The sequence below is a fragment of the Acidiphilium cryptum JF-5 genome (assembly GCF_000016725.1).
Taxonomy (GTDB): domain Bacteria; phylum Pseudomonadota; class Alphaproteobacteria; order Acetobacterales; family Acetobacteraceae; genus Acidiphilium; species Acidiphilium multivorum.
In genome coordinates this window covers 1265969-1291485 of sequence record NC_009484.1, presented here as the reverse complement: position 1 = coordinate 1291485, position 25517 = coordinate 1265969, and the positions used below count along the sequence as shown (strand labels likewise).

The 25517-nt window shown below is 67.8% G+C and carries 21 protein-coding genes and 1 pseudogene; 17 read left to right on the top strand and 5 right to left on the bottom strand.

Annotated features, from left to right (window positions below):
- Positions 1-19: 19 nt before the first annotated feature.
- Complete coding sequence (gene gcl / locus ACRY_RS08215; protein WP_011942035.1) at positions 20-1804, bottom strand: glyoxylate carboligase; 1785 nt, start codon at positions 1802-1804, stop codon at positions 20-22.
- A gap of 169 nt (positions 1805-1973) precedes the next feature.
- Here gcl and ACRY_RS08210 point away from each other — a divergent pair, with 169 nt between their 5' ends.
- The 9 genes and pseudogenes from ACRY_RS08210 to guaD form a co-directional block, all read left to right on the top strand.
- Positions 1974-2879 carry a LysR family transcriptional regulator gene (locus ACRY_RS08210; RefSeq protein ID WP_231295378.1) on the top strand — a complete coding sequence of 302 codons (906 nt, stop codon included), beginning with the start codon at positions 1974-1976 and terminating at the stop codon, positions 2877-2879.
- A gap of 94 nt (positions 2880-2973) precedes the next feature.
- A complete protein-coding gene (gene xdhA, locus ACRY_RS08205; protein ID WP_011942033.1) occupies positions 2974-4530 on the top strand; it encodes a xanthine dehydrogenase small subunit in 1557 nt (518 codons plus the stop codon).
- On the top strand, positions 4527-6965 hold the full coding sequence (xdhB, locus tag ACRY_RS08200; protein ID WP_011942032.1) for a xanthine dehydrogenase molybdopterin binding subunit: 2439 nt from the start codon (positions 4527-4529) through the stop codon (positions 6963-6965). The genes xdhA and xdhB overlap by 4 nt, the downstream gene beginning before the upstream one ends.
- Positions 6962-7834, top strand: coding sequence for a xanthine dehydrogenase accessory protein XdhC (gene xdhC, locus ACRY_RS08195; RefSeq protein ID WP_011942031.1), 873 nt, complete (start codon positions 6962-6964; stop codon positions 7832-7834). Before xdhB ends, xdhC begins: the two co-directional genes overlap by 4 nt.
- Positions 7835-7922: 88 nt before the next feature.
- Positions 7923-8273, top strand: coding sequence for a hydroxyisourate hydrolase (gene uraH, locus ACRY_RS08190; protein WP_011942030.1), 351 nt, complete (start codon positions 7923-7925; stop codon positions 8271-8273).
- Positions 8274-8278: 5 nt separating this feature from the next.
- On the top strand, positions 8279-9478 hold the full coding sequence (locus tag ACRY_RS08185; RefSeq protein ID WP_011942029.1) for a urate hydroxylase PuuD: 1200 nt from the start codon (positions 8279-8281) through the stop codon (positions 9476-9478).
- Positions 9475-10017 (top strand): 2-oxo-4-hydroxy-4-carboxy-5-ureidoimidazoline decarboxylase, encoded by a 543-nt coding sequence (uraD, locus tag ACRY_RS08180; RefSeq protein ID WP_007422261.1) that lies wholly within the window; start codon positions 9475-9477, stop codon positions 10015-10017. Before ACRY_RS08185 ends, uraD begins: the two co-directional genes overlap by 4 nt.
- A gap of 39 nt (positions 10018-10056) precedes the next feature.
- Entirely contained in the window at positions 10057-11445 is a 1389-nt protein-coding gene (locus ACRY_RS08175; protein ID WP_007422260.1) for a purine-cytosine permease family protein, read from the top strand.
- A gap of 9 nt (positions 11446-11454) precedes the next feature.
- Positions 11455-12756: pseudogene (gene guaD / locus ACRY_RS08170) on the top strand (guanine deaminase); the annotation flags it as partial.
- Positions 12757-12783: 27 nt separating this feature from the next.
- On the opposite strand, the gene ACRY_RS19050 reads toward guaD, so the two are convergent.
- Entirely contained in the window at positions 12784-14223 is a 1440-nt protein-coding gene (locus ACRY_RS19050) for a catalase (RefSeq protein ID WP_011942027.1), read from the bottom strand.
- Positions 14224-14264: 41 nt separating this feature from the next.
- Positions 14265-14906: an HD domain-containing protein gene (locus ACRY_RS08165; RefSeq protein ID WP_011942026.1), complete on the bottom strand. Its 642-nt coding sequence runs from the start codon at positions 14904-14906 to the stop codon at positions 14265-14267.
- A 109-nt stretch (positions 14907-15015) separates the two neighbouring features.
- Here ACRY_RS08165 and ACRY_RS08160 point away from each other — a divergent pair, with 109 nt between their 5' ends.
- The 8 genes from ACRY_RS08160 to ACRY_RS08125 all read left to right on the top strand — a co-directional run bounded on the left by ACRY_RS08160 (position 15016) and on the right by ACRY_RS08125 (position 23952).
- Positions 15016-15996 carry a GlxA family transcriptional regulator gene (locus tag ACRY_RS08160; RefSeq protein WP_011942025.1) on the top strand — a complete coding sequence of 327 codons (981 nt, stop codon included), beginning with the start codon at positions 15016-15018 and terminating at the stop codon, positions 15994-15996.
- Positions 15997-16047: 51 nt separating this feature from the next.
- Positions 16048-16881, top strand: a complete 834-nt coding sequence (locus tag ACRY_RS08155; RefSeq protein ID WP_007422256.1) for a DeoR/GlpR family DNA-binding transcription regulator — start codon at positions 16048-16050, stop codon at positions 16879-16881.
- A complete protein-coding gene (locus ACRY_RS08150; RefSeq protein ID WP_011942024.1) occupies positions 16878-18002 on the top strand; it encodes a four-carbon acid sugar kinase family protein in 1125 nt (374 codons plus the stop codon). The genes ACRY_RS08155 and ACRY_RS08150 overlap by 4 nt, the downstream gene beginning before the upstream one ends.
- A gap of 133 nt (positions 18003-18135) precedes the next feature.
- Entirely contained in the window at positions 18136-19185 is a 1050-nt protein-coding gene (pdxA, locus tag ACRY_RS08145; RefSeq protein WP_007423505.1) for a 4-hydroxythreonine-4-phosphate dehydrogenase PdxA, read from the top strand.
- 101 nt (positions 19186-19286) lie between these two features.
- Positions 19287-20378: a substrate-binding domain-containing protein gene (locus ACRY_RS08140; protein ID WP_011942023.1), complete on the top strand. Its 1092-nt coding sequence runs from the start codon at positions 19287-19289 to the stop codon at positions 20376-20378.
- Positions 20379-20403: 25 nt separating this feature from the next.
- Positions 20404-21978 (top strand): sugar ABC transporter ATP-binding protein, encoded by a 1575-nt coding sequence (locus ACRY_RS08135; protein WP_011942022.1) that lies wholly within the window; start codon positions 20404-20406, stop codon positions 21976-21978.
- On the top strand, positions 21965-22969 hold the full coding sequence (locus tag ACRY_RS08130; RefSeq protein ID WP_011942021.1) for an ABC transporter permease: 1005 nt from the start codon (positions 21965-21967) through the stop codon (positions 22967-22969). Before ACRY_RS08135 ends, ACRY_RS08130 begins: the two co-directional genes overlap by 14 nt.
- Positions 22966-23952 carry an ABC transporter permease gene (locus ACRY_RS08125; protein WP_011942020.1) on the top strand — a complete coding sequence of 329 codons (987 nt, stop codon included), beginning with the start codon at positions 22966-22968 and terminating at the stop codon, positions 23950-23952. Before ACRY_RS08130 ends, ACRY_RS08125 begins: the two co-directional genes overlap by 4 nt.
- A 46-nt stretch (positions 23953-23998) precedes the next feature.
- On the opposite strand, the gene ACRY_RS08120 is transcribed toward ACRY_RS08125, so the two are convergent.
- Both ACRY_RS08120 and ACRY_RS08115 read right to left on the bottom strand, forming a co-directional pair.
- Complete coding sequence (locus ACRY_RS08120; RefSeq protein WP_011942019.1) at positions 23999-24763, bottom strand: amino acid ABC transporter ATP-binding protein; 765 nt, start codon at positions 24761-24763, stop codon at positions 23999-24001.
- A complete protein-coding gene (locus ACRY_RS08115) occupies positions 24763-25515 on the bottom strand; it encodes an amino acid ABC transporter permease (protein ID WP_007423511.1) in 753 nt (250 codons plus the stop codon). Before ACRY_RS08115 ends, ACRY_RS08120 begins: the two co-directional genes overlap by 1 nt.
- Positions 25516-25517 lie beyond the last annotated feature (2 nt).

Below are 25517 nucleotides of genomic sequence, written 5' to 3'. Positions count from 1 at the left end.
GACGGGTCAGTTCCTCCTGTCAGTCCAGAAACGCGAGCGCGGTTGGCGCATCGTCCTTGTGTTCGGCAAGTTCGTCATGTTCCTGAATCGAATCGATTTCAGGGCCCATGGCGATATTCGTCACCCGTTCGAGCACGATCTCGACGACCACGGGCACGCGATGCGCCTTCATCATCGCCGCGGCGCGGATCAGGGCGGGCGCGATACCGTCGGGTTCGGTCACCCGCAGCGCCTTGCAGCCGAGACCTTCCGCGACGGCGACATGATCGACGCCGCTGGCCGCCGCCCGGCCCTGTTCCGGCGCGTTGATGTTCTCGAAGGCGAGATCGACGCAGTAATCCATCCCGAAGGCGCGCTGTGCCTGGCGGATCAGCCCGAGATACGCATTGTTCACGACGACGTGCAGGTAGGGAATGCTGAACTGCGCGCCGACCGCGAGTTCCTCGATGAGGAACTGGAAGTCATAGTCGCCGGAAAGCGCGACCACGGGCCGGTCCGGCTCCGCCACCGCGGCGCCGAGCGCCGCCGGGATGGTCCAGCCGAGCGGACCGGCCTGGCCGCAATTGATCCAGTTGCGCGCGCGGAAGACGTGCAGGAACTGCGCCGCCGCGATCTGCGACAGCCCGATCGTGCTGACATAGCGGGTTTCGCGCCCGAACGCCTTGTTCATTTCCTCGTAGACGCGCTGTGGCTTTATGGGTGCGGCATCGAAATGGGTTCGCCGCAGCATCGTGCGCTTGCGGGCGCGGCAGGCTTCTGACCACCCGCGCCTGTCGGGCAGCCGTCCTGCCGCGCGCCGCTCCGCCGCCAGGGAAAGGAACAGATCGAGAGCCGCGCCGGCATCCGACACGATGCCATAATCCGGCTCGAACACGCGGCCGATCTGCGTCGGCTCGATGTCGACGTGAACGAAGCGCCGCCCCCTGGTGTATGTCTCGATCGAGCCGGTGTGCCGGTTGGCCCAGCGATTGCCGATGCCGAGCACGAAATCGGATTCGAGGAAGGTCGCGTTGCCGTAGCGGTGGCTGGTCTGGAGCCCGACCATGCCGGCCATCAGCGGATGATCATCCGGGATCGCGCCCCAGCCCATCAGCGTCGGAATCACCGGCACCCCGGTCAGTTCCGCGAACGCGACGAGCCGGTCGGCGGCATCGGCGTTGATGACTCCGCCACCGGCCACGATCAGCGGGCGTTCCGCGCTCTCCAGCATGTCGAGCGCGCGCTCGATCTGCGCCGCCGTCGCCGCGGGCCGGTAGACGGGCAGCGGCGCGTAGGTTTCCTCGTCGAATTCGATCTCGGCCATCTGCACGTCGATCGGCAGGTCGATCAGGACCGGCCCCGGCCGGCCGGAGCGCATGACGTGGAACGCCTGCTGAAACACCCGCGGCACCAGGGCCGGCTCGCGCACCGTGACGGCCCATTTGGTCACGGGCTTCGCGATGCTCTCGATATCCACGGCCTGGAAATCCTCCTTGTGGAGGCGGGCGCGCGGCGCCTGGCCGGTGATGCAGAGAATCGGGATCGAATCCGCCAGGGCGGAATAGAGCCCGGTGATCATGTCGGTGCCCGCGGGGCCGGACGTGCCGACGCAGACGCCGATATTGCCCGGCTTCGCGCGGGTGAATCCCTCCGCCATGTGGCTGGCGCCCTCGACGTGCCGCGCCAGGACATGCCGTATCGCGTTCGATCCGCGCATCGCCGCGTAGAGCGGATTGATCGCCGCCCCCGGCACGCCGAACAGGGTGGTCGCGCCCTCCCGTTCCAATACGCGGATCGCGGCCTCGGCCGCCCGCATCCTGCTCATCCTGTGTTCCCCCTTGGGCCGTCGTGCCGGGCCCATTCGATCCGTTCCGTTCCATGCCGGACCGGCGCGACTGCGGCCGACCGCCTGATCGAAACTTGCCGAAGGGAGGCAATACGTCCAATATATTGTTCAGAATGATTGATATTTATTTCATATGGATCGAACCGGCATGGAACTGCGGCATCTGCGCTATTTTGTCGCCGTCGCCGAGACGCTGAGTTTCACGGAAGCGGCCCGCCGGCTCGCGATATCGCAGCCGCCGCTCAGCCAGCAGATCCGTGATCTCGAACTGGAAATCGGCACGACGCTGATCGCCCGGTCGAGCCGGAACGTGTCGCTCACCCCCGCCGGCGCGGCCTTCCTGACCCGGGCGCGGCAGATCCTGGCGGAAGCCGTCCGCGCGCGCGACGAGGCGCGGGTCATCGGCGCGGGCCGGTCGGGCACGCTGGATATCGGCATGACCGGCGCGGTCCTGCTCGGCGGGCTCGGCGGCCTGGTGGCCGCGTTCCAGATATTCGCGCCGGGCGTGCAGGTGCGCCTGCACGAGATGCCACCCGGCGAGCAGGAGGCGGCGCTCGGCGCCGGGCGGCTCGATCTCTGCTTCCTGCGCACACCCGGCGCGGACCCGGCTCTCCGTGTCGAGCCGGCCTGGCACGAAGGCGTCAGCGCGGTGCTTCCCCGCGATCATCCCCTGGCTGTCCGGCGCCGCCTCGCCCTGGCTGACCTGCGCGACGAGCCCTTCGTGTTCTTCCGCCGCGCGGATTCGCGCTTCGCCGATCATCTCTGGACATGCTGCATAGAGGCCGGCTTCGCCCCGCGCATCGTGCAGGAGGTGGTCGAGGCTCATGCCGTGATGGCGCTGGTTGCGGACGGGTTCGGCATCGCGCTGCTGCCCGACTCCGCCCGCCGCCTCGCGCCGTCCGGTCTCGGCTTCCGCCCGCTCGCCGGCAATCCGGCGCGGGCCGATGTCAGCCTCGTCTACCCGCGGGAGCATTCCGCCGTGGTCGGCGAGTTTATCGGCTTCGCCCGGACCCGGCTCGGGCGCGGCGCGGGCAGCGGCGGACCGGGATCATAAGCGCGCGCTTATATGTGTCATTTAAACTGCGACCCGCCCGTGCGATGGATTAGTCTGTTTCGTCGGAGTTGAAACGGGACGGGCCGCAAGGACCATGACACAACAGAAAATTCGCTTTCATTTCCGTGGCGGGATCGTCGCGGTCGGCGACCTGCCGATCACGACCACGGTTCTCGACTGGCTGCGGGAGAGCGCGGGGCAATGCGGCACCAAGGAAGGCTGCGCCGAGGGTGATTGCGGGGCCTGCACGGTCATCGTCGCCGAACTGGCGGAGGCCGCGCCGCCTGCCGGCGCCGTCCGCGTCGGCGGGCTCGATCTGCGGCCGGTCAATGCGTGCATCCGTTTCCTGCCGACGCTGCATGGCAAGGCGCTGCTGACGGTGGAGGATCTGCGTCCTCTGGCCGGCGGCGCGCTGCATCCGGTGCAGCAGGCGCTGGTCGACTGCCACGCCTCTCAATGCGGCTTCTGCACGCCGGGTTTCGCGATGTCGCTCCTCGCGCTGTATCTCGATCATCAGGGAGCCACGCCGCCGAACCGGCAGGCCATCGCCGACCGGCTGGCCGGCAACCTCTGCCGCTGCACCGGCTATCGGCCGATCCTCGATGCCGCCGAGCGGATGTTCACGCTTCCTCCGGTCGCGTTCGACGCGGCGCCGGTGGAAGCCTCCCTGCGCAGGATCGCGGCGGAAACGCCGCCGGCGTTCAGTTACGAGGCGGCCGATCCCGCCCTCGCGGCGGACGGCGTCCCCCGGTTAAACCGCTTTCACGCGCCGCGCACCGCCGAACGCCTGGCCGCGCTCTGCGCTGAAAAACCCGCGGCGCGCATCCTGGGCGGCGCCACCGATATCGGCCTGTGGGTGAACAAGCAGTTCCGCGACGTGGGCGATCTGATTTCGGTCAACGACGTCGCCGAACTGCGCGCGATCGAGGCGACGCCGGAGGGGCTGACCATCGGCGCCGCCGTACCGCTCGAGGATGCCTGGAACGCGCTCGCCGCCCTGGTGCCGGAATGTCGTGAAATGGCGCTGCGCTTTGCCGGGCCGCCGGTGCGCCACGCCGGCACGATGGGCGGCAACGTCGCCAATGGTTCGCCGATCGGCGATGCGCCGCCGGTGCTCATGGCGCTTGGCGCGACACTGGTCCTGCAACAAGGCGGGACGATCCGGCGTCTGCCGATCGACGCATTCTATCTCGATTACATGAAAACCGCCCGCGCACCTGGCGAGTTCCTGCGCGCGATCGAGATTCCCCGTCCCGATCCGGCGACGCGGTTCCGCGCCTACAAGATCTCGAAGCGCCATGACTGCGACATCTCGACCCTCAGCCTCGGCGCGGCGGTCACGCTGCGGGACGGCGCCGTGCGGGACGTCCGCCTCGCATTCGGCGGCATGGCCGCGACCGTGCGCCGCGCCGCGGCGGCGGAAGCCGCGCTGCGCGGCCAGCCCTGGAACGAGGCGACGATCGCGGCGGCGATGAACGCCCTCGGGGCCGATTTCACGCCCCTGACCGATTTGCGGGCGAGTGCCGGCTACCGGATGCGCGTGGCGCGCAACCTGCTGCGGCGGCTCCATCTCGAACTGACGGCGTCCGCGGCTGGACCGGCGCTGCGCACGCGCGCCGTCCCGTCCGGCATGATGGCAGGTGCCGCATGAACGAGCAGAGCCGTCCTGGGTCAGCCACATCCCGTGCCACGAAGCCCGGCGTTGCCGGTTTCGCGGCGGGTGTCACGGTTGCCTGGTCGGAAGCGGACGAGGCGGCGCTGGCCGCCGGCAGCCGCGTCGGTGTGGGTGTCCCGCACGAATCAGCGCATCTGCACGTTTCCGGCGCCGCGGCGTATGTCGACGATGTGCCGGAACGGGCGGGAACCCTGCACGCCGCGCTCGGCCTCTCTCCGGTCGCGGCGGGAACGCTGCTCGGCATCGACACGGCGCTTCTGCGCGCGCAGCCCGGCGTCGTCGATGTCATCATCGCGTCCGACATTCCCGGCGCGAACGAATGCGGCCCCGTCGTGCATGACGATCCGATCCTCGCCGAGGGCGCCGTGCGCTATCTTGGCCAGCCGGTCTTCATCGTCGTCGCCACCACGCGCGATCTCGCGCGCCGGGCCGCGGCGAAGGCGCGCGACGCCGTGCGGGTCGAGCCGGCGGAGCCGGTCCTCGATCCCCGTGCCGCCCATGAGGCGGGCCGCCACCTGCGCGCGCCGATGGAACTCGTCCGCGAGTCGGAGCCGGGCGCCTGCCGCCGGGCCATCGCGGCGGCGCCGCACCGGCTCGCCGGGCGGTTCAGCCTCGGCGGCCAGGAGCAATTCTATCTCGAAGGCCAGATCACCTATGCGATCCCGACCGAGAATGACGGGATGCACGTGCTGTGCTCGACGCAGCACCCGAGCGAGATGCAGCATCTCGTCGCCCATGCGCTCGGCTGGCGCAGCCATCAGGTGCTGGTCGAATGCCGGCGCATGGGCGGCGGGTTCGGCGGCAAGGAATCGCAGTCGGGGCTGTTCGCCTGCGCGGCCTCGATCGCCGCTTCACGGCTCGGCCGGCCGGTGAAGCTGCGCCTCGACCGCGACGATGATTTCCTGATCACCGGCCGCCGCCACGGATTCGAATACGATTATGAGGTCGGCTTCGACGACAACGGCCGGATCGCGGGTCTCGTGATCACCATGATCGCCAATGCCGGCCACTCGACCGACCTGTCGATGGCCGTGCTCACCCGCGCGCTCTGCCATGCGGACAATGCCTATTTCCTGCCCGAAATCGCGCTGACCGGCCATCTCGCCCGGACCGACACGCAGAGCAACACCGCCTTCCGCGGCTTCGGCGGCCCGCAGGGCGCGCTGGTCACCGAGATCATCCTCGACTCGATCGCCCGCCGCCTCGGCCGCGACGCGCTCGAGATCCGGTGCGCGAATTTCTACGGTCGCGGCGCGCGCGACGTCACGCCATACGGACAGACGGTCGAAGACAACGTGATTGCCGAGATCGTGGAACAGCTCGTCCGGAGCGGCGCCTATCACGAGCGCCGCGCCGCGGTCGCGGCCTTCAACGCGACCAGTCCGGTGCTGAAGAAGGGGCTTGCGCTGACGCCGGTGAAATTCGGCATTTCCTTCAACGTGCCGCATCTGAACCAGGCCGGCGCGCTGGTGCATGTCTATGCCGACGGCAGCGCGCTGGTGAATCACGGCGGCACCGAGATGGGGCAGGGGCTCAACACCAAGGTCGCGCAGGTCGTCGCGGATGCGCTGGGGATCGGCTTCGACCAGGTGCGCTGCACGGCGACGGACACGTCGAAGGTCGCGAACACCTCCGCCACCGCCGCCTCCACCGGGGCGGATCTGAACGGCATGGCGGCGCTCGACGCGGCGCTCGCGATCCGCGGGCGGCTCGCCGCGTTCGCCGCGGAGCGTTTTGAAACCGGAATCGAAAGCATCTGCTTTTCAAATGGTCTCGTGCGGATCGGCGGCACATCGATCAGCTTCGCCGATCTCGTCCGCATGGCCTACGAAGCGCGCGTGCAACTCTGGAGCGACGGCTTCTACGCCACGCCGAAGATCAACTGGTCGCCACAGACGATGCGTGGCCGGCCGTTCTACTATTTCGCGTACGGTGCCGCGGTATCCGAGGTCGTGATCGACACGCTGAGCGGCGAATTCACGGCACTGCGCACCGACATTCTGCACGATGCCGGGCGGTCGCTGAACCCCGCCATCGATATCGGCCAGATCGAGGGCGGCTTCGTGCAGAGCATGGGCTGGCTGACATCGGAAGAACTGGTCTGGCATCCGAAGACCGGCATGCTGCTGACCCATGCGCCAAGCACCTACAAGATCCCCACCGCGAACGACGTGCCGGCGGTGCTGAACACGACCCTGTTCGACAGCCCCAACCGGGAACCGAGCATCCACCGTTCGAAGGCGGTCGGCGAACCGCCGATGCTGCTGGCCTTCTCGGTGCTGCTCGCGATCCGCGACGCGATCTCGGCCGCCGGCGGCCACCGCGTCGATCCGCCGCTGCGCGCACCGGCGACGCCGGAGGCGATCCTCGACGCGCTCGATGTCGTCCGCGCCGGCGGTGACGCACCGTGAGTGCGGTTGTACAACCTCCACGCGGCGTGATCGTCGAGCTGCGGCGCGTTCGTGGCTCGGCGCCCCGCGAGCAGGGCACGCGCATGATGGTGACGGCGCACGCGACCGACGGCACGATCGGTGGCGGCGCCCTGGAACACGCGGCGATCGCGCGCGCCCGCGCGCTGCTCGGCGAATGGATCGCCCATCCCGATCTTGCCCGCGAAATGCACGAGCTTCACGCGCTCGGCCCGCAGCTTGGCCAGTGCTGCGGAGGCTCCGTCACCCTCGCCTATGCGCCGTCGGACTCGGGAAAGCTCGAAGCCCCGCCGCCCATGTTTCATCTGCAACTGCACGGGGCCGGTCATGTCGGCCGTGCCGTGGTCGCGGTTCTCGCGACTCTCGGCTGCACGATCGACTGGATCGACTCCCGCACGGACGCATTTCCCGCCAGCCTCCCCGGCGGCAAGGCACAACTCGCCTGCCGCAGGCTGGCCGATCCGGTCGCCGCCATCGCGGATGCGCCGCCGGGTGCCGCGTTCCTGATCATGACCCATGCCCACCCGCTCGACGCGGCACTGTGCGCCGCGGTCATGCGGCGCGGCGATTTCGGCTATCTCGGCCTGATCGGTTCGGAAACCAAGCGCGCGCGCTTCACCCGCCAGTGGCGCCGGCAGGACATCCCGCCCGCGGCGATCGCGCGCCTGTGCTGCCCGATCGGGATTCCCGCGATCCAGGGCAAGCAGCCGGAACTCATCGCTCTCGCCGTCGCCGCGGAACTGGCATCGCGGTTTCCGGCGCGGAACATGCGCCAGATTCCGCGCATCCCGATTGATCTCGACGCTGAGTGCAGCGCCTGTCGTGCCTCGGCGCGCTGCACCGGATCATAAGCGGGGAATTATATCGACAATTTCGGATCGCGGGCGCGGCAGCGGGCTGCCACCATCGCCCGCGCATGAGAGGAAACGGACCGGATCGATGACTGACCTGACCACGCATGTTCTCGACACTGCCCACGGCATTCCGGCGGCCGGTGTGCGTATCCGCCTGTTCGCTGCCGGAGCGGCCGGAGGGCCCCTGGCCGAAGCCGAGACGGATGCTAACGGCCGCGCGAAGATTGTGCCCGCGAACGGCGTGGCCTTCGATTCCGGCAGCTATGACCTCGTGTTTTCCGTCGGCGCCTATTTCGGCGCGAAGGGCGCGGCCGAGCCGGCACCGCGCTTTCTGGACGATGTCGTGATCCGCTTCGGTCTCCGCGCCGGGGCCGCGCACCTTCATGTCCCGCTGCTGATCTCGCCGTTCGGCTACACGACCTATCGGGGACAATGACGACAATGACGGCCTATATGGCGCAATGGGCGATGGCCCTGCTGATCTGGCTCCACGTGATCGCGGCGATCGCCTGGATCGGCGAATCCTTCTACTTCGTCATGCTCGACAATGGGCTGAAGTCACCGGCCGAGGCCGAGGCCCGCGAACGCGGCGTGTTCGGCGAGATGTGGTCGGTCCATGGCGGCGGGTTCTACCACGCGCAGAAATATCTCGTCTCGCCCGCGCGCATGCCCGAAGACCTGCACTGGTCGAAGTGGAAATCCTACACGACCTGGCTGTCCGGCTTCGCGCTGTTCACGGTGATGTATCTGCTCCAGCCGGGCATCTATCTGCTCGATCCCTCGGTGGCGCGGATCGCGCCGGGCCTCGGCGTGGCGGCGGCGCTCGGCTTCCTGCTCGTCGGCTGGGTTGTCTATGATGTCCTGTGCCGCGCCTTCGGCGACCGGGATCTGCGGCTCGGCGTCGCCATCGCGGTCTATGTCGGCGCCGCCGCCTTCATCTCGACGCATCTGTTCGCGCCCCAGGCCGCGTTCCTGATCATCGGCGCCATGCTTGGCACGATCATGACGGCGAATGTCTTCTTCTGGATCATCCCGGGCCAGAGGAAGATGGTCGCGGCGCTCGCCCGCGGCGAAACGCCCGACCCGCTGCCCGGCAAGCGCGGCAAGCAGCGTTCGGTGCACAACACCTATTTCACGCTGCCGGTCGTCTTCGCCATGCTCAGCAGCCATTTCGGCATGCTGTTCAGCCATCCGGCCAGCTGGATCTATCTCTGGCTGGTCATGGTGGCGGGCGCGCTCATTCGCCAGTTCTTCGTGCTCTGGCACAAGGGGCAGCGCAATTTCGCCCTGCCGGTCGCCGGCGCGGTGCTGATCGTCCTGGTGATCGTCGCCGTGGCGCCGGGCGCGATGTCGACCGGCGCGTCGGCCGAAGCCGCGGGAGTGCAGGGCAATGTAACCGTCGCCCGGATCGAGCCGATCATCCATGAGCGTTGCGCGGCCTGTCATTCCGCCCATCCGACGCTGATGGCCAGCGCCCCGAACGGCATCATGTTCGACACGGCGGCCGAGATCCGCTCCAGGGCGTCGCTGATCGAACAGCAGGCGGTGAGCGCGAAGTCGATGCCGCCCGGCAACGTCACGCACATCACCAGGCGGGAGCGAGAGGAAATCGCCGCCTGGGTGAGGGGAGGTGCCAAATGAGCGCCGACGGCCCCGACATCGCCACCCTGAACGCCATGGCGCGGGAGGATTTCGTCGCAGCACTCGGCGATATCTACGAGCATGCCGCGTGGGTCGCCGAGGCGGCCGCGCCGCTGCGCCCCTTCGGCGACCGTGATGCCTTGGCCGCCGCGATGGCCCGCATCGTCCGCGATGCCGATCCCGCGCTGCAGACGGCACTCCTGCGAGCCCATCCCGAGCTCGGCCATCGTGGCCCGCTGGCCCCGGAGTCGGCGGACGAGCAGCGGGCGCAGGGCATCGACCGGCTCGCCGCCGGCGAGGCGGCGCGCCTCGCCGCGCTGAACGCCGCCTATCGGGAACGCTTCGGCTTTCCCTTCATCATCGCCGTGCGCGGCCAGCGCGACATGGCGGCGATCATGACGGCGCTGGAACGGCGCCTCGCCGGCACGCCCGATGACGAGCGCCGGATCGCGCTGGCGGAGGTGTGCAGGATCGCCGGCTTCCGCCTCGCCCGTCGCGTCGCCGCGCCGGCCGACTCCGCGACCGCCTTTTCAGAGTAATAGAAACCGGACCCAAACCGGAACCCACAGGAGGACGTCATGACAAACCAGGCCCAGAAAGCGGGCGATACGAAATCGGGCTTCTCGGTCGAATCCAAGGGCATCGCCCAGGTCACTCCGGAGGAAGCCTATGGCAAGCCCTCGCATCTCTTCGGACTCTGGATGGCGGTGAACGTCGAATTCGCCACCATCACCACCGGGGCGATCGCAACCGGCGTATTCGGCCTCTCGGTGCCCGACGCGGTCGTGGCGATCGTCGGCGCCAACATTCTGGGTTGCCTGCTGCTCGGCCTCTTCTCGACCTATGGCGTCGATTACGGCCTGCCGATGATGATCCTGTGCGAACGCTGGTTCGGGCGGTTCGGCAACCGGGTCCTTTCGTTCCTCAACTTTCTCAACGGCTTTTCATGGTTCGCGATCAACACCGTGATCGGCGCCTATTTCGTCCATCGCGTGCTCGGCGCCAGCCTGGTCGTCGGCATCGTCGGCCTCACGATCATCCAGGTGCTGATCGCGATCGTCGGGCATGACTTCATCATCAAGGCGGAAAAGGTCTTCTTCTGGTTCCTTGGCGCCGTCTTCGCGATCCTGACGGCGCTGACCCTCGCCCATATCCCGCATCTGCCGGTCGCCGATCCGAAGAAGCTCGCGGAAGTGGGAGGTCGTTCCGGCGCGATCCTGCTCACCGTCTCGATCATGCTCTCCTGGCTGGGCGGCTGGATCCTGTATTCGGGCGACTATTCGCGCTACATGTGCTACCGGCACAACCGCGAGGCGATCAAGCGCGGCGTCTTCTGGAACGCCTTCCTCGGCTGCTTCATCTCGTCGACCTGGCTCGAGGTGGTCGGAGCGGTCATCGGCGGCACCGTCGCGCTGAACAGCCCGGCCGACCTGTTCTCGTCCTGGCTGCCCGGCTGGTTCCGCGTTCCGCTGATCGTCGCCATCGTCATCGGCACGATCAGCCCGAACGTGCTGAACATATATTCCGCCAGCCTCTCCGCCCTGGCTTCGGGAATCCGCATGAAGCAATGGCAGGCGGCCCTGCTGACGGGCGGCGTCGGACTGATCATCTCGCTGCTCGCCTACCAGCATTTCTACAAGAACTACGAACTCCTGCTCTTCTTCCTCGGCTACGTGATCTTCCCGCGCTTCCCGGTGATGGCGATCGGCCATCTCCGCCCGCGCGTCTCGCGCTTCGCGTCGATCGACGTGACGACGGTCGGCTTCCTCTCCTGGCTCGCCGGTGTCGTCTGCAGCGTGCCGTTCTGGAACCAGTATCCGGTCTTCGTCGGCGCCTTCGCGGCCGTTCATCCGGAATTCGGCGACATTTCCTTCTTCATCGGCGCGTTCGTCGCCGCGATCGTCTATCTCCTCGCCACCATCCCGCGCACGGCGCCGATCCCGGCGGGTGCTGTGCCCAGCGCGTAAGGACGCCGCATGATGATCCCGCCCAGCCCCGGCCGTCTCGCCATCCGCGCTCAGTTGCTCGGCTACGACGGCAATCCCTTCGTGTCGGATCCCGCGGACTGCGTGCGGCATGAGAGCGACGGGCTGATCCTCGTCGCGGACGGGCGGATCTCCCATGTCGGTCCCTACGTCGCCGATCTCGTGCCCGAGGGCGTCGAACTGCATGAGTATCGCGATGCGCTGCTGATGCCGGGCTTCATCGACGCCCATGTCCATTACGCGCAGACGCCGATGATCGGCGCCTATGGCAAGCAGCTGCTCGACTGGCTGGAGACCTATGTCTTTCCCGTCGAGCAGCGCTATGCCGATCCCGATTTTGCCCGCGCCATGGCCCGGCTCTTCTTCGCGCAGGAACTTGCCGCCGGCGTGACCACCACGCTGTCCTACTGCACGGTTCATCCCGGCTCGGTCGACGCCTATTTCGAGGAAGCGGCAAGGCTCGGCCTGCGCGCCGGCGCCGGCAAGGTCCTGATGGACCGCAACGCGCCCGAGCCGCTGCGCGACACCGCACAGCGCGGGTACGACGACTCCAGGCGCCTGATCGACCGCTGGCATGGCCGCGGCCGGCTGTTCTACGCCGTCACCCCGCGTTTCGCGCCGACCAGCACGCCGGCCCAGCTTGAGGCGGCCGGCGCGCTGTTCGCCGAGACCGACGGCGTGTGCATGCAGACCCACCTCTCCGAAAACCTCGCGGAGCTTGATTGGGTGCGCGCCCTGTTCCCCGATGCCCTGGACTACCTCGATGTCTATGATCGCGCGGGGCTGGTGGGTCCGCGCAGCCTGTTCGGCCATGCCATCCATCTTTCACCCCGCGAATGGGACCGTCTCGCCGGGGCGGGCGCCGCCGTCGTTCACTGCCCCACCTCGAACCTGTTCCTCGGCTCCGGCCTGTTCGACCTGCGCCGGGCGCTGATCGCCGGCAATCCGGTCCGCACCGCGCTGGGGTCGGATATCGGCGCCGGAACCAGCTTCTCGCCGCTCGCGACGCTGAACGAGGCGTACAAGGTCGCGGCCCTGCGGGGCGAGGCGCTCTCCGCCCACCGGGCCTTCTACCTCGCGACCCTCGGCTCGGCGCGAGCCCTGTACATGGACGACAGGATCGGTCGCCTCGCGCCGGGGTACGAAGCCGATTTCGCGGTGCTCGACCTCGCCGCCACGCCCCTCCTGCGCGAGCGTCTGCGTTTCGCCGACACGCTGGAGGAGGCGCTGTTCGTGCTGATGACGCTGGGCGGTGCGGGATGCGTTCGGGCAACCTACGCGGCGGGCCGCCTCGTGCACGACCGCACCCGGCCCGATGCGTCAGCTCAGGCGGGCGAGGGCTGTTGCGACACCGTCGCCGTAGGCCGGATCGGCGCGGCGGCAATTGGCGACGTGCCGCTCCTGGATGTGCCGCGAGGCATCGCCGAGCGCGCGGGCGGTGTTGTCGAATAGAGCCTGCCGTTGCGTCGGCGTCATCAGGCGGAACAGGTTGCCCGGCTGCTCCCAGTGATCGTCGTCGGCGCGATGATCGTGATGTGCTGCGTCCCCCTCCAACGGGACATGCGGTTCGGCATGAGCCGGCTGATCGTCCCAGATGCGGCCGGTATTGGGATGATAGCTGACGATGCCGCCAAGATTGCCGTCGGTACGCATCGCGCCATCGCGGTGATAACTGCGGAACGGGCAGCGCGGCGCATTGACCGGAATCTGGTTGAAGTTGACCCCGAGCCGGTAGCGCTGCGCGTCGCCATACGAGAACAGGCGCGCCTGCAGCATGCGGTCGGGTGAAAACGAGATACCGGGCACGATGTTGGCGGGCGAGAAGGCGGCCTGTTCAACCTCGGCGAAGTAATTGTCGGGCGCGCGGTCGAGTTCCAGCACTCCCACCTCGATCAGCGGGTATTCGGCATTTGGCCAGACCTTGGTCAGATCGAACGGATTGTGGCGATGAACCTTCGCTTGCGCCTCGGTCATGACCTGGATCATCAGCGTCCAGCGCGGGAGGTTTCCGGCCTCGATCGCGGCAAGCAGGTCGCGGCCGTGGCTTTCCCGGTCGCGCGCGACGACCGCCTCCGCCTCGGCATCGGTGAGATTGGCGATGCCCTGCTGGCTGCGGAAATGGAATTTCACCCAGACACGCTCATTCGCGGCGTTGATCATCGAGAAGGTATGGCTGCCGAATCCGTGCATGTGGCGGAAGCTTTTCGGAATGCCGCGCTCCGACATCACGATGGTCACCTGGTGGAGCGCCTCCGGCAGAAGGGTCCAGAAGTCCCAATTGTTGTCGGCGCTGCGCAGTCCGGTGCGCGGGTCGCGCTTGATCGCGTGGTTGAGATCGGGAAACCGTAACGGATCGCGAAAGAAGAACACCGGCGTGTTGTTGCCGACGATGTCCCAATTGCCTTCTTCGGTGTAGAACTTCACCGAGAAGCCGCGGATGTCGCGTTCCGCATCCGCCGCGCCGCGCTCACCGGCGACCGACGAGAATCTGACAAAGATATCGGTCCTCTTGCCGATATCGGAAAAGATCTTCGCCTTGGTATAACGTGTGATATCCTGCGTGACGGTGAAGCTCCCGTAGGCGCCCCATCCTTTCGCGTGCATCCGCCGCTCGGGAATCACCTCGCGATCGAAATGGGCAAGTTTCTCGATCAGCCAGATATCCTGCAGCAGCACAGGGCCGCGCGGGCCTGCCGTCATCACGTTGGTATTCTCCGCGACCGGCGCGCCGGTCGCGTTGGTGAAGGGGGTGTCGGTCATGGCAAACTCCTCGGGAGGCCTTCAGGGGCGGTGTTCTTGGGTCAGGCTTTCCATGCGGAACCGCGGATCACCGAGCAGAAATTGCCGCGGTGGAAATGCGCATCCTTGTCGGCGAGTACATCGGCCTTGACGTTGCCGAAGGTGGTGTCGGGCTTGTGGCGGATACCGTTGTAGAATGCGTCGATGATGTCTTCCTTGAAATGCTCAGTGCGGGGATAGGCACGCACCACGGCTTCGCGCTCGGCATCGGCATAGTCGTCATAGGCGAGACCGAGCACGTCCATCTCCACGCCGGCGGTGACCAGGGCCACCAGCGGATGCATGTGCCGGGGAATGCCGGGCGTGGTGTGCAGCGCGATCGCGGTCCAGACCGTATAGACGTCGGCCTCGGCAATGCCGCGGCTCAGCAGGAACGCTTTCGCGACATTGGCGCCGTCCACCTCGAAGCGCTCGTGATGGGAACTGTGGCTCGGCATCAGCCCCATGTCGTGGAACATCGCGCCGGCATAGAGCAGTTCGGCATCATATTTCAGCCCCCGCCGGGTCCCGGCAAGCGCGGCCCAGTAATAAACCCGTGTGGAATGATTGAAGAGAAGAGGCGTCTCCGTATCGCGCACCAGCTCCGTTATCGCATTGGCCAGGGGCGTATCGGGGATACCGATCCCGTTTACTGTGGTTTTCATCGTGATTTCCTTGACTTGACGGCAAGGAGATCATAACCGAGGCGCTGGATGTCCTCTATCGACGTAACACGTCGAATTCAGACAAAATCCGTGCGGAAAGGTCGTGGCGATGAATGATCGTGGGATAAGGACGATCCTGGTGCTGGCGATGCCGGGCGTGCAGTTGCTCGACGTCTCCGGACCGCTCGACGTCTTCGCGGAGGCAAGCGCCCAGGCCGGGCGGACAGCGTATCGGCTGGAGATCGCCGGGATCGCGCCGGGCCCCATCGTCAGTTCGTCGGGCGCGCGCCTGATGCCGGACCGCATCGTCGGCGACGGCATGACTGGCGGCAAGATCGACACGCTGCTGGTCGCGGGCTGTCCCAAAATGCCCGATACGGCGCCGCCGCAGCCGGTGCTGGACTGGCTGCGGCGGGAAGCGCGGCGGGCACGGCGCTACGGGTCGGTCTGCAGCGGCGCCTTTCTGCTTGCCCAGGCCGGCCTGCTCGACGGCAAGCGGGCAACCACGCATTGGGCGGTGGCGGCGCGGCTCGCGGCGGCGTTCCCCGCAGTCACGCTGGAGACCGACGCGATCCATGTGCGCGACGGCAAGCTGCGCACCGCCGCCGGCGTCACCGCCGGGCTCGATCTCGCCCTCGCTCTGGTCGAGGAGGATCTCGGCCGCGAGATCGCCAAGCGGGTCGCCGCGCAACTGGTGATGTTCTTCAAGCGGCCGGGCGGGCAGTTGCAGTTCAGCCGCAGCGGGGAATCGCTGCCCTCCGGTCGCGCCATGTTGCAGGAGGTGCAGCGATATGTCGCGGCAAATCCCGCCGCCGATCTCGATGTCGGCAGTCTTGCCGCCCGTACCGGCCTCAGCGCCCGGCACTTCGCCAGGCTGTTCCGCAGTGAAACCGGAATGACCCCCGCCAGCTGGGTGGAATCCGCGCGCGTGACGGCGGCCCGGGAGATGCTCGAAAGTGGCGCGGCCGCGCCGAAGCAGGTCGCGGCGCGGTGCGGGTTCGCCAATGTCGATACGCTGCGCCGGTCCTTCCAGCGTCATGTGGGGGTAACGCCGGCGGCCTACCGCCGGCACTTTGGCGGAAGGGCGTAACGCGCGGCGCCGGCATTTGGCAAACGCAACCGGCTGTGAGACATTTTTGCGATGAGGCGACGATCGGCATCTACCCGCGAGGGGCGGCAAGACCTCCTGCCCGTGCAGCGCCAGGCGCTGATTCTCGACCATGTCCGCCAGCACGGCGCGGCATCGATCCATGATCTGGCGGCGGCGATCGGCTCCTCGGTCTCGACGATCCGGCGCGATCTCGACCGGCTGGAGAAGCGGCGGGCCCTGGCGCGCGCGCATGGCGGCGCGGCCCTGCCGGCCGAACCCGCCGCGACGTTCGAACCCGCCCCGGAACTCGCAGAACAACTCGCGCGCGCGGAAAAGCGCCTGATCGGTGCCGCCGCCGCGGACATGCTCGCACCGGGCGAGAGCGTCATCTTCGACAGCGGCAGCACCGTGCGGTGGGCGGCCCAGGCCGCCATGGCGCGGGCGATCCCGCTCACCGCGGTCACCAACGATCTCGGCATTGCCCAGGTTCTCGCGCAATCCGAGACGATCAGGGTCATCGTCTCCGGCGGCACGGTTCGCCACGGCTCGCTCAGCCTGACCGGCGATCCGGGACGCGACTTCCTGGCCGGGCTCCATGCCGATACGCTGCTGCTCGGCACGCACACGATCAGCGGCACGGCGATCACCGACACCTCGGTGGAGATCGCGGCGATGAAGCGGGCGATGATCCGCGCGGCGCGACGGGTCATTCTCCTCGCGGACTCGACGAAGTTCCGCCTGCCGGCCTTCTGCACGATCTGCGATCTCGACGAGATCGACGCGCTGGTGACCGATGACGGCGTTGATCCGGGCGATCTCGATGCGGCGCGCGCGCGGGGCGTGACGGTCTCGCTCGTCTCGGCGCCGCGCGAAACGCCCCGATGACGACCTCGGTCCGCCTTGTTGCCGATGATCTGACCGGCGCGCTCGATGCGGCCGTCCAGTTCACGGGGCGAAATCCGGGCCTTCCGGTGCTTCTTCGCGCGCGAAACGGCGCGCCTGTGGCGGAGACCGCGGCGATCAGCACCGCCTCGCGTGATCTCGATGCCGATGCCGCCGGGCGGCTCATGGCCGCCGCCGCGCCGTTCCTGGCCCGCGCCGGACTCCGGTTCCTGAAGATCGACAGCCTGCTGCGCGGGCACTGGCCGCGCGATCTCGCGATCCTGCTCGGCGCCTGTCCCGATCACGTATGCATCCTTGCGCCGGCTTTCCCCGCGCAGCGCCGGATCACGCGGAATGGCCGGCAATATGCGCCAGGCGCGGATGGCATCCTGGCTGCCTTGCCGCGGAGTCCCGGCGAGGAACTGGCATTGGCGGGCTGCCGCGCGCGGCACATTCCGGCCGGCGCCCTGCGCGCCGCAGACCTCGCGGCGGCGCCCGGCACGGTGCTGATCTGCGACGCGCTCGTGCAGGAAGATCTGGACCGGCTCGTGGTCGTCGCGCGCGACCACGGCGCCCCCATCCTCTGGTGCGGCAGTGCCGGCCTTGCCCGCGCCCTGGCAGGCGAGGGGCCCTGCCGGATCGTGCCCGAGCCGGGACCGCAGCTGATCCTCATCGGATCGGATCATCCGGTCACGCACGCGCAGATCGCCGCGGTGCCACCCTCCGCCGCGGCGCGGGTTGCCCTGGGAACGGACGGCGAGCGGGCCGCGTCCCTTGTCGCGCAGAGTCTCGCGCGCACGAGTTGCATCGTCACCGCCGATCTCCCGCGCGGCCTCGCGCCCGCCGAGGCCGCGCCGATGATCGCCGCGCGCCTGGCCGCGACGCTGCCCCGCCTGCCGCGGCCATCCGGTCTCGTCGTGATCGGCGGCGAGACGCTTGCTTCCGTCTGCAACGTCATCGGCGCCGAAGCCCTGTGCCTTGCCGGCGAGATCTTGCCCGGCGTGCCGGTATCCCGGATCGGCGGCGGCCTCTGGGATGGCGTCCGGCTGATTTCGCGCTCCGGGGCCTTCGGCGCACCCGATTTTCTCGCCCGCCTGCTCGATGATCGCCTTGTCCCGTCATGACCGTCCGATGCCGCATCTTCAATGATGCAGGATGAACCGAGGCGTTTCAAAATCAATCATAAAACATGATCGTTATTGACACAGAGGCGGCCGCGGCTCATGTTCGCGCCGTCACGAGACCGGAGGTGCATTGGTGGCCATTCCGCGTATTGCCGTCACGATGGGGGATCCGGCCGGTGTCGGCCCGGAAATCATCGCGAAGGCTGCCCTGCGCCTGAAGGACCGGATCGAGGCCGGCGAGCTCGCGCTGGTGGTGACGGGGTCCGGCCACCGCCTCGCCGCCGCTTGCGCCGGGTTGGGCATTGCCCAGCCTTTCGCTGCCGTTTCCGCCGATACCCCGCGCGAGGCGCTGCCGCCTTGTGCGCTGGTCGAGGTCGGGCCCGACGCCTCTGCCATCGAGCCGGGCAAGGTTTCGGCCGTCGCGGGCGAAAGCGCCTATCAGGCGATCGCCGCCGGCGTGCGCATGGCGATGGGCGGCCTGGTCGATGCGATCTGCACGGCGCCGATCAACAAGGAGGCGCTCAATCTCGCCGGCCATCATTACAGCGGCCATACCGAGCTGCTTGCCGATCTCACCGCCGCGCGGAATTCGGTGATGATGCTGGCCCATGGCAACATGCGCGTGAGCCATGTCTGCACCCATGTCGCGCTGCGCGACGTGCCGAAGCGCCTCACGCCCGAGCGGCTGCGTCAGGTGGTGGAACTGACAGCGGACGCGCTGAACCGGCTGGGCATCGCCCGCCCGCGGATCGGCATCGCCGCGCTCAATCCGCATGCCGGCGAGAACGGCCTGTTCGGCCGCGAGGATATCGACATCACCGCCCCCACCGTCGAGGATCTGCGTCGCGCCGGCCACGACGTGACCGGTCCGGTTCCGGGCGACACGATCTTCGTGAAACTGCGGGCCGGCCAGTTCGACGCGGTCGTCGCGATGTATCACGATCAGGGCCATATTCCGGTGAAGCTGCTGGGCTTTTCGGTCGATCCCACGACCGGCGAATGGCAGGCGCTCAGCGGCGTCAACGTCACGCTCGGCCTGCCGATCATCCGCACGTCGGTCGACCACGGCACGGCGTTCGACATTGCCGGCAAGGGCATCGCCAGCGAGCAGAGCCTGCTGGAAGCCATCGACTACGCGGTGCAACTCGCGCAAGGATCGGACCGGACCGCGCCCTCACCGTAACGCAACGACCCGCCACGGCGCGCCGGTCAGGGCGTGCCGATCGATGACAAACGGCCGGACGCGGGCTCTGCCCGGGCGGTCACAAAGGGAGGATAATATTGATGCGCAATACCATCGTTTCCGCAGTGGTCGCGGCGGCTATACTGGCCGCGACGGGCACCGCCGCCGCCGATAACCTTGTGGCGCCGAAGAGCCTCGCCGCCTGCTTCGTCCCGCAGACGGCATCGACGCCGATGGTCAAGCTGAAGGCGAAGCACGGCCCCTACAAGATCGCCTTCAGCAACTCGTATTACGGCAACAACTGGCGCACCGAGATGCTGAACATCGCCCGCGCCTACGTGAAGCAGCCGGCGGTCGCGAAATACATCTCGAAGTTCGAGATCCAGAATGCCGGCAACAACGTCGCCCAGCAGGTCGCGCAGATCCGCCAGATGATCCTGGGCGGCTACAACGCCATCGTCATCGACGCCGCCTCGCCCTCCGGCCTCAACAGCGTCATCAACGAGGCGGTCAATCACGGCATCGTCGTCGTCGCCTTCGACAATACGGTGACGACCGACAAGGCGATCAACATCAACGAGGACCAGGCGGCGATGGGCCGCATGTGGGCGCAGTTCCTCACGAAGGAAACCGGCGGCAAGGGCAAGATCCTGATGGTCCGCGGCCTCGCCGGCACGACGGTCGATAACGACCAGGGCGACGGCGCCATGGCCGTGTTCAAGAAATCTGCGGGGCTCACGGTCAAGCAGGTCTATGGCAACTGGGATGTCGGGGTGAACCAGAAGGTCACCGCCGATGCGCTCTCGACCAGCCACGATGTCGCCGGCGTCTGGGGCACCGAAGGGGCCACCGGCGCGCTGCAGGCCTTCCTGCAGGTGAAGGCGAAGCTGGTGCCGATGACCAGCGAGTCGGATAACGGCTTCATGAAGCTCGCGGTCGAGCATCACGTCCCGGCGCTGGTCATCGGCCAGTCGCCGGCGCTGGCGGCCGCGGCCATCCGCGCGGCGATCGCCGCCCTCGACGGGCAGAGCCTGCCGCGCACCGCGAACATCCCGCTCAACCCGGTGACGACGAAGCAGATGAAGGCCGGCGTCAACTACTTCCCGAAACTGCCGAACAGCTTCGTCACCGATATCGACATCCCGCAATGCGGCGTGAAGATCCCGGTCGGCGCCGTGGTCCACGGCAGCTGAGCAAGGCGGAACGAGGGCGAGGCCGGTGCCGATTGCGGCTGACGGAGCCAGGCGCGCGGGCGGCGCGGGTGCTGCTGCCGCGCCGACGCTGGCGGCAACCGGCCTGTCCAAGCGCTTCGGCGGCGTCGTCGCGCTGCGGCGGGCCGATCTCGCGCTCTACCCGGGCGAGGTTCACGCCCTGCTCGGCGCCAACGGCGCCGGCAAGAGCACGCTGGTCAAGCTGCTCGCCGGCATCGAGCAGCCGGATGACGGCACCATCGAGGTCGGCGGCGCCGCCATGCGCTTCGCCAGCCCGCACGTCGCCCTCGCCGCCGGCATCGCCACCGTGCACCAGGAACTCTCGCTCTTCCCGAGCCTGAGCGTTGCCGAGAACATCCTCATCGGCCAGGAACCGCTGCGCGGCGGGCACTGGATCGATGCCGCGGCAATGCGCGAGCGGGCGCGCGTCCTGCTGGCAATGCTGGGCGCGACGGATATCGACCCCGACGCGACCGTCGGCGATCTTCCGCTCGCCCAGGCGCAACTCGTCGAAATCGCGAAGGCGCTGTCGACCGATCCGCGCGTCCTGATCCTCGACGAGCCGACCTCCGCCCTCTCCATCGCCGAGGTCGAACACCTGATAACGGTCATCGAACGGCTGCGGGACCGTGGCACGGCGATCGTGCTGATCTCGCACCGGCTCGGCGAAATCGAACGCCTGGCCGATCGCGTGTCCATCCTGCGCAGCGGCGAGAAGGTCGGCGAGTTTCCGCCCGGCGATTTCAGCCGCGACAGGGCGCTGGCCCTGATGCTGGGCGAGGCCTGGCAGGAGCGCCAGACTGCCCGGCCAGCGGAAGCCTTTGCCGGTCGGGCGGACGACACGATCCTTCATGTCAGCGGCCTCACCCTGGCGCCGCATTTCGCCGATATCGGCTTCGACCTCCGCCGCGGCGAGGTGCTCGGCCTCGCCGGCCTCGAAGGGCAGGGGCAGAAGGAATTCCTGTTCGCCCTGTTCGGCCTGTTCCGCCGCGGGCTGGAGGGCGTTATCGAGATCGGCGGCCGGCGACTGCTGCCGCGCCGGCCCCGCGACGCCATCGCGGCGGGCATCGCCCTGATCCCCGACGACCGCAAGACGCTCGGCGGCTTCCTCGGCCTCAGCATCGCGGAAAACATCGCCATCACCGTGCTGGGTTCCCTGCGGCGGCGCCTCCTGATCAGCCGCCGCGCCGAGGCGGACCTGGTCGACGACCATATCCGTCGTCTCGGCATCAAATGCGCCAGCCGCGCGGTGCCGCTCGGCAGCCTGAGCGGCGGGAACCAGCAGAAGGTTGTGGTCGCCAAATGGCTGGCCCGACGCGAACCCGTCTATGTCTTCTGCGACCCGACGCGCGGTGTCGATGCCGGGGCGCGCGGCGAACTCTTCGGCGTAATCCGCGAACTCGCCGCCCAGGGCACCGCCGTGCTGTTCTATTCCACCGACATTTCGGAGTTTTCGCTGCTGTGCAACCGCGTTCTGGTCTTCCGCGAGGGCCGCGTCGCCGGGTCGCTCGAAGGAGCCTCCATCACGGAACAGAACATCCTCGACCTGTCCTTCCACGAGGCCGCGCATGAAGCCGCCTGAAACCGCGCGCCCCGCCGCCCCCCGCCGGCGCGGACGGATCGAGAAGCATCTGGGGCCGGTGTCCTGCGCCATCGGCCTTGCCGTGGTGATCGGCCTCTATGCGCTCCGCCAGCCGCTGATCCTCTCGCCCTTTGGCCTCGCCAGCCTCGCCAACGTCTCGGTGCCGCTTGCCCTTGCCGCGATCGGCCAGACCATCGTGCTGCTCGGCGCGGGCCTCGATCTGTCGATCGGCGCCGAGATCACCCTGGTCAACTGCTTCGCGGCGACGACGATGCAGGGCAGCCCGCTCGGCATCGGCGGCATCGTCGTGCTGTCGCTGCTGATCGGCCTCGGGCTCGGCGCGGTGAACGGCCTGATCATCGCCTACGGGCGCGTGGAACCGCTGATCGCCACCTTCTGCACCTCGTTCATCTATGGCGGCGCGGCGCTGATCATCCTGCCGCGCCCCGGCGGCACCATCCCCGCCGGCTTCGCCAACGCGCTGACCGGAAACTGGGGCATTTTGCCGTTCTCGCTGGTGTTGCTGGCCGCCGCCGTGCTGCTGGCCTGGATTCCCGTCTTCCGCTCCCGCCTCGGCCGGTTCATCGTCGCGGTCGGCGATGACGCCGAAAGCGCGCGCGTCTCCGGCCTGCCGGTGCGCCGCGTCGAAATGACCAGCTACGTGCTGGCCGGACTGTTCGCCGCGATCGCCGCCCTGTTCCTCGCCGCCGAGACCACATCCGGCGATCCCACGATCGGCAGCATCTACACGCTCAACTCGCTCGCCGCCGCGGTGCTCGGCGGCGTCGCGCTGACCGGCGGGCGCGGCACGGCCATCGGGCCGATCCTCGGCAGTTTCCTGCTCTCTATCATCCTCAACGCCCTCGGCGTCTTCAACGTCTCCGCCTTCTGGCAGGATTGCATCGAAGGATTGATCCTCATGGTGGTTCTCGGCCTCGGCGGGCTGCGCCTGCTGCGCGGCGGCAACTGGCTCACGGTGCTGCGCCAGTGACGGCGCCCGGCAAGACGGCGCGCATCGGGACAGGCCCGGCGCCGTTCGCCGCCCGCCTCGGGCCGGCGGCGCGGCGCATGCTGCTGTCCTACCTGATCCTCCTTCTCGTTTATGGCTGCGCCGTCGCGGTGAATCCCGAATTCCTCGGCTGGGGCACCATGCGGCTGCAACTCGTGCAGGCGACGTTCATCGGCCTGATCGCGATCGGCGAGACCTTCGCCATCCTGATCGGCCAGATCGACCTTTCGGTGCCGTGGACCATCACCCTCTCGGCCATCCTGAGCACCAATCTCGCGGCGGTGTACGGCCATCAGTGGATCGCCTTCGCCATCGTCATCGCGGTCGGCGTCGCGGTGGGGCTGCTGAACACGCTCGGCGTGTTCGTGCTGCGGGTGCATTCGCTGATCTGGACGCTCAGCGTCAACCTGCTGCTCCAGGGCATTGCCCTCGTCTACACGAACGCCGTCGCGCCGACGACCCATATCCCCGGCGCCGCCCGCACGCTCGCGCTCGGCAATGTGGGGTTCATGCCGGCGGCGTTCCTCGTCTGGATCGTCTGCGGCGCGACTTCCATCCTGGCCCTGCGGGCGATGCCGTTCGGCCGCTCGATCTATGCGATCGGCAACAGCCCGGCGGCGGCCCTGCTCTCCGGCGTGCCGATCGGACGGGTGACGGCACTGATCTTCGTCATCAGCGCGACATGCGCCGCCTTCGTCGGGCTGCTGCTGAGCGGATATTCGTCGCAGGCCTATCTCGGCATGGGCAACGACTATCTGCTCCCGCCGATCGCCGCCGTCGTCATCGGCGGCACCCGGCTGTCAGGCGGCGAGGGGGGCTATGCCGGCAGCATCGCCGGCGCGCTGACCGTCGTCCTGCTGCAGGCGATCCTGGTGACGCTGAACATTTCCGAAGGCGCGCGCCAGCTCGTCTTCGGCGCCATCCTGCTGGCGCTGGCATTGCTGTTCCTCAAGCGGCGGTCATAGTTGCCGCCGCCGCACTCCCATCGCGAGGCAGGGCGGGATTGAAGATCTAATGCCGGCAACCCAGCAGCGCCCGCGTCTTCGGGTGAACCGGCTGCTCGAACAGGACCGCAGGCGGCCCATCCTCGACGATGCGCCCGCGATCCATCACGATGATCCGATCCGCGACATTTCGCGCAAAGCCCATTTCATGCGTCACGATCATCATCGTCATGCCGTCCTGCGCCAGATCGCGCATCACCGCGAGCACTTCGCCCACCATCTCGGGGTCGAGCGCCGAGGTCGGCTCATCGAAGAGCATCACCGCCGGCTGCATCGCGAGCGCACGGGCGATCGCGACCCGCTGCTGTTGTCCGCCCGAGAGGGAGGACGGCATCGCCCTGGCCTTGTGCGAGAGGCCGACGCGTGCCAGCAGCGCTTCCGCTCGCGATACCGCTTCCGCTCGCGGCCTGCCGCGAACTTTCATGGGCGCAAGGATGATGTTGTCGATGACATCGAGATTTGCGAACAGGTTGAAGCGCTGGAACACCATGCCGACATCCCGTCGCTGCCGGGCGATGTTGACCTCGAGATCCTCCGCCAGTTTTCCGTTCTGCTCGCGGTAGCCGATCAGGCCGCCATTGACCACGATGCGCCCGCCCTCGATTTTCTCGAGATGGTTGATGCACCGCAGCAGCGTGGTCTTGCCCGAACCCGAGGAACCGATCAGGACCACGGTCTCGCCGCGGCGGACGCCGAAACTGACACGGTCGAGAACTTTCGTGTTGCCGAAACGCTTTTCCACGTCCTCGGCTTCGATCAGGAGCGGCTGCATCAGGCGGTTTCCGTCATCGGCTGGCTGATGGCGTCGATGGCGCTGTCGTCGGGCTGCCTGTCCATCCGGCGCTCGACCTGCGCCATCACGGCACCCCATATCGTGGTCAACGCGAGAAAATAGAGGGCAAGCACCGAGTAGAGTTCGAAGGTGCGGAACGTGGCCGAATTGATCGTCTCGGTGACCAGCAGCATTTCCGAAACGCCGATCACGCTCACCAGCGTCGAGTTCTTCAGCATGATGTTGAATTGATTGCCGATCGGCAACAAAACCACACGCAGCGCCTGGGGCAGCACGACATATCGAAGGATCTGCCAGGGAACCATGCCGAGCGATTTCGCCGCCTCGGTCTGGCCGCGATCGACGGCATCGATGCCGGCCCTGAATATTTCGGCCATGTACGCCCCTTCGTTCAGGCCCAGCGCGAGGATGCCGGCCTGCACATTGCCCGCGAGGGTGAGTCCGCCGAGATGGATGTCATGGAACCGGAGAATGCCGGCGGCCGCGAGTCCGGTATAGATGAAGACGATCTGCACCAGCAGAGGCGTGCCGCGCATCAGGAAGATATAGGCCCGCGCCGGCCAACGCAGGACGCCCATCTTCGACCGTCTTGCGAGCGCTGCGGGCAGACCGATCGCGAGCCCGATCGCCTGCCCCCCGACGCTGATCATGATCGTCAGCCAGAGCCCCTCAAGGAAGGCGCCGTTCGGCTCCAGCAGCTGATGCCAGAAATAAGGCCAGTCGAAATGCACCT

Bases quoted from the DNA above. Each gene is read 5' to 3' on its own strand.
- ACRY_RS08120 (WP_011942019.1), bottom strand. From the start codon at position 24,763: ATGCAGCCGCTCCTGATCGAAGCCGAGGACGTGGAAAAGCGTTTCGGC.
- ACRY_RS08210 (WP_231295378.1), top strand. From the start codon at position 1,974: ATGGAACTGCGGCATCTGCGCTATTTTGTCGCCGTCGCCGAGACGCTG.
- ACRY_RS08175 (WP_007422260.1), top strand. From the start codon at position 10,057: ATGACAAACCAGGCCCAGAAAGCGGGCGATACGAAATCGGGCTTCTCG.
- uraH (WP_011942030.1), top strand. From the start codon at position 7,923: ATGACTGACCTGACCACGCATGTTCTCGACACTGCCCACGGCATTCCG.
- gcl (WP_011942035.1), bottom strand. From the start codon at position 1,804: ATGAGCAGGATGCGGGCGGCCGAGGCCGCGATCCGCGTATTGGAACGG.
- uraD (WP_007422261.1), top strand. From the start codon at position 9,475: ATGAGCGCCGACGGCCCCGACATCGCCACCCTGAACGCCATGGCGCGG.
- xdhB (WP_011942032.1), top strand. From the start codon at position 4,527: ATGAACGAGCAGAGCCGTCCTGGGTCAGCCACATCCCGTGCCACGAAG.
- ACRY_RS08160 (WP_011942025.1), top strand. From the start codon at position 15,016: ATGAATGATCGTGGGATAAGGACGATCCTGGTGCTGGCGATGCCGGGC.
- ACRY_RS08155 (WP_007422256.1), top strand. From the start codon at position 16,048: ATGAGGCGACGATCGGCATCTACCCGCGAGGGGCGGCAAGACCTCCTG.
- ACRY_RS08185 (WP_011942029.1), top strand. From the start codon at position 8,279: ATGACGGCCTATATGGCGCAATGGGCGATGGCCCTGCTGATCTGGCTC.
- xdhA (WP_011942033.1), top strand. From the start codon at position 2,974: ATGACACAACAGAAAATTCGCTTTCATTTCCGTGGCGGGATCGTCGCG.
- ACRY_RS08130 (WP_011942021.1), top strand. From the start codon at position 21,965: ATGAAGCCGCCTGAAACCGCGCGCCCCGCCGCCCCCCGCCGGCGCGGA.
- ACRY_RS08150 (WP_011942024.1), top strand. From the start codon at position 16,878: ATGACGACCTCGGTCCGCCTTGTTGCCGATGATCTGACCGGCGCGCTC.
- ACRY_RS08165 (WP_011942026.1), bottom strand. From the start codon at position 14,906: ATGAAAACCACAGTAAACGGGATCGGTATCCCCGATACGCCCCTGGCC.
- ACRY_RS19050 (WP_011942027.1), bottom strand. From the start codon at position 14,223: ATGACCGACACCCCCTTCACCAACGCGACCGGCGCGCCGGTCGCGGAG.
- ACRY_RS08140 (WP_011942023.1), top strand. From the start codon at position 19,287: ATGCGCAATACCATCGTTTCCGCAGTGGTCGCGGCGGCTATACTGGCC.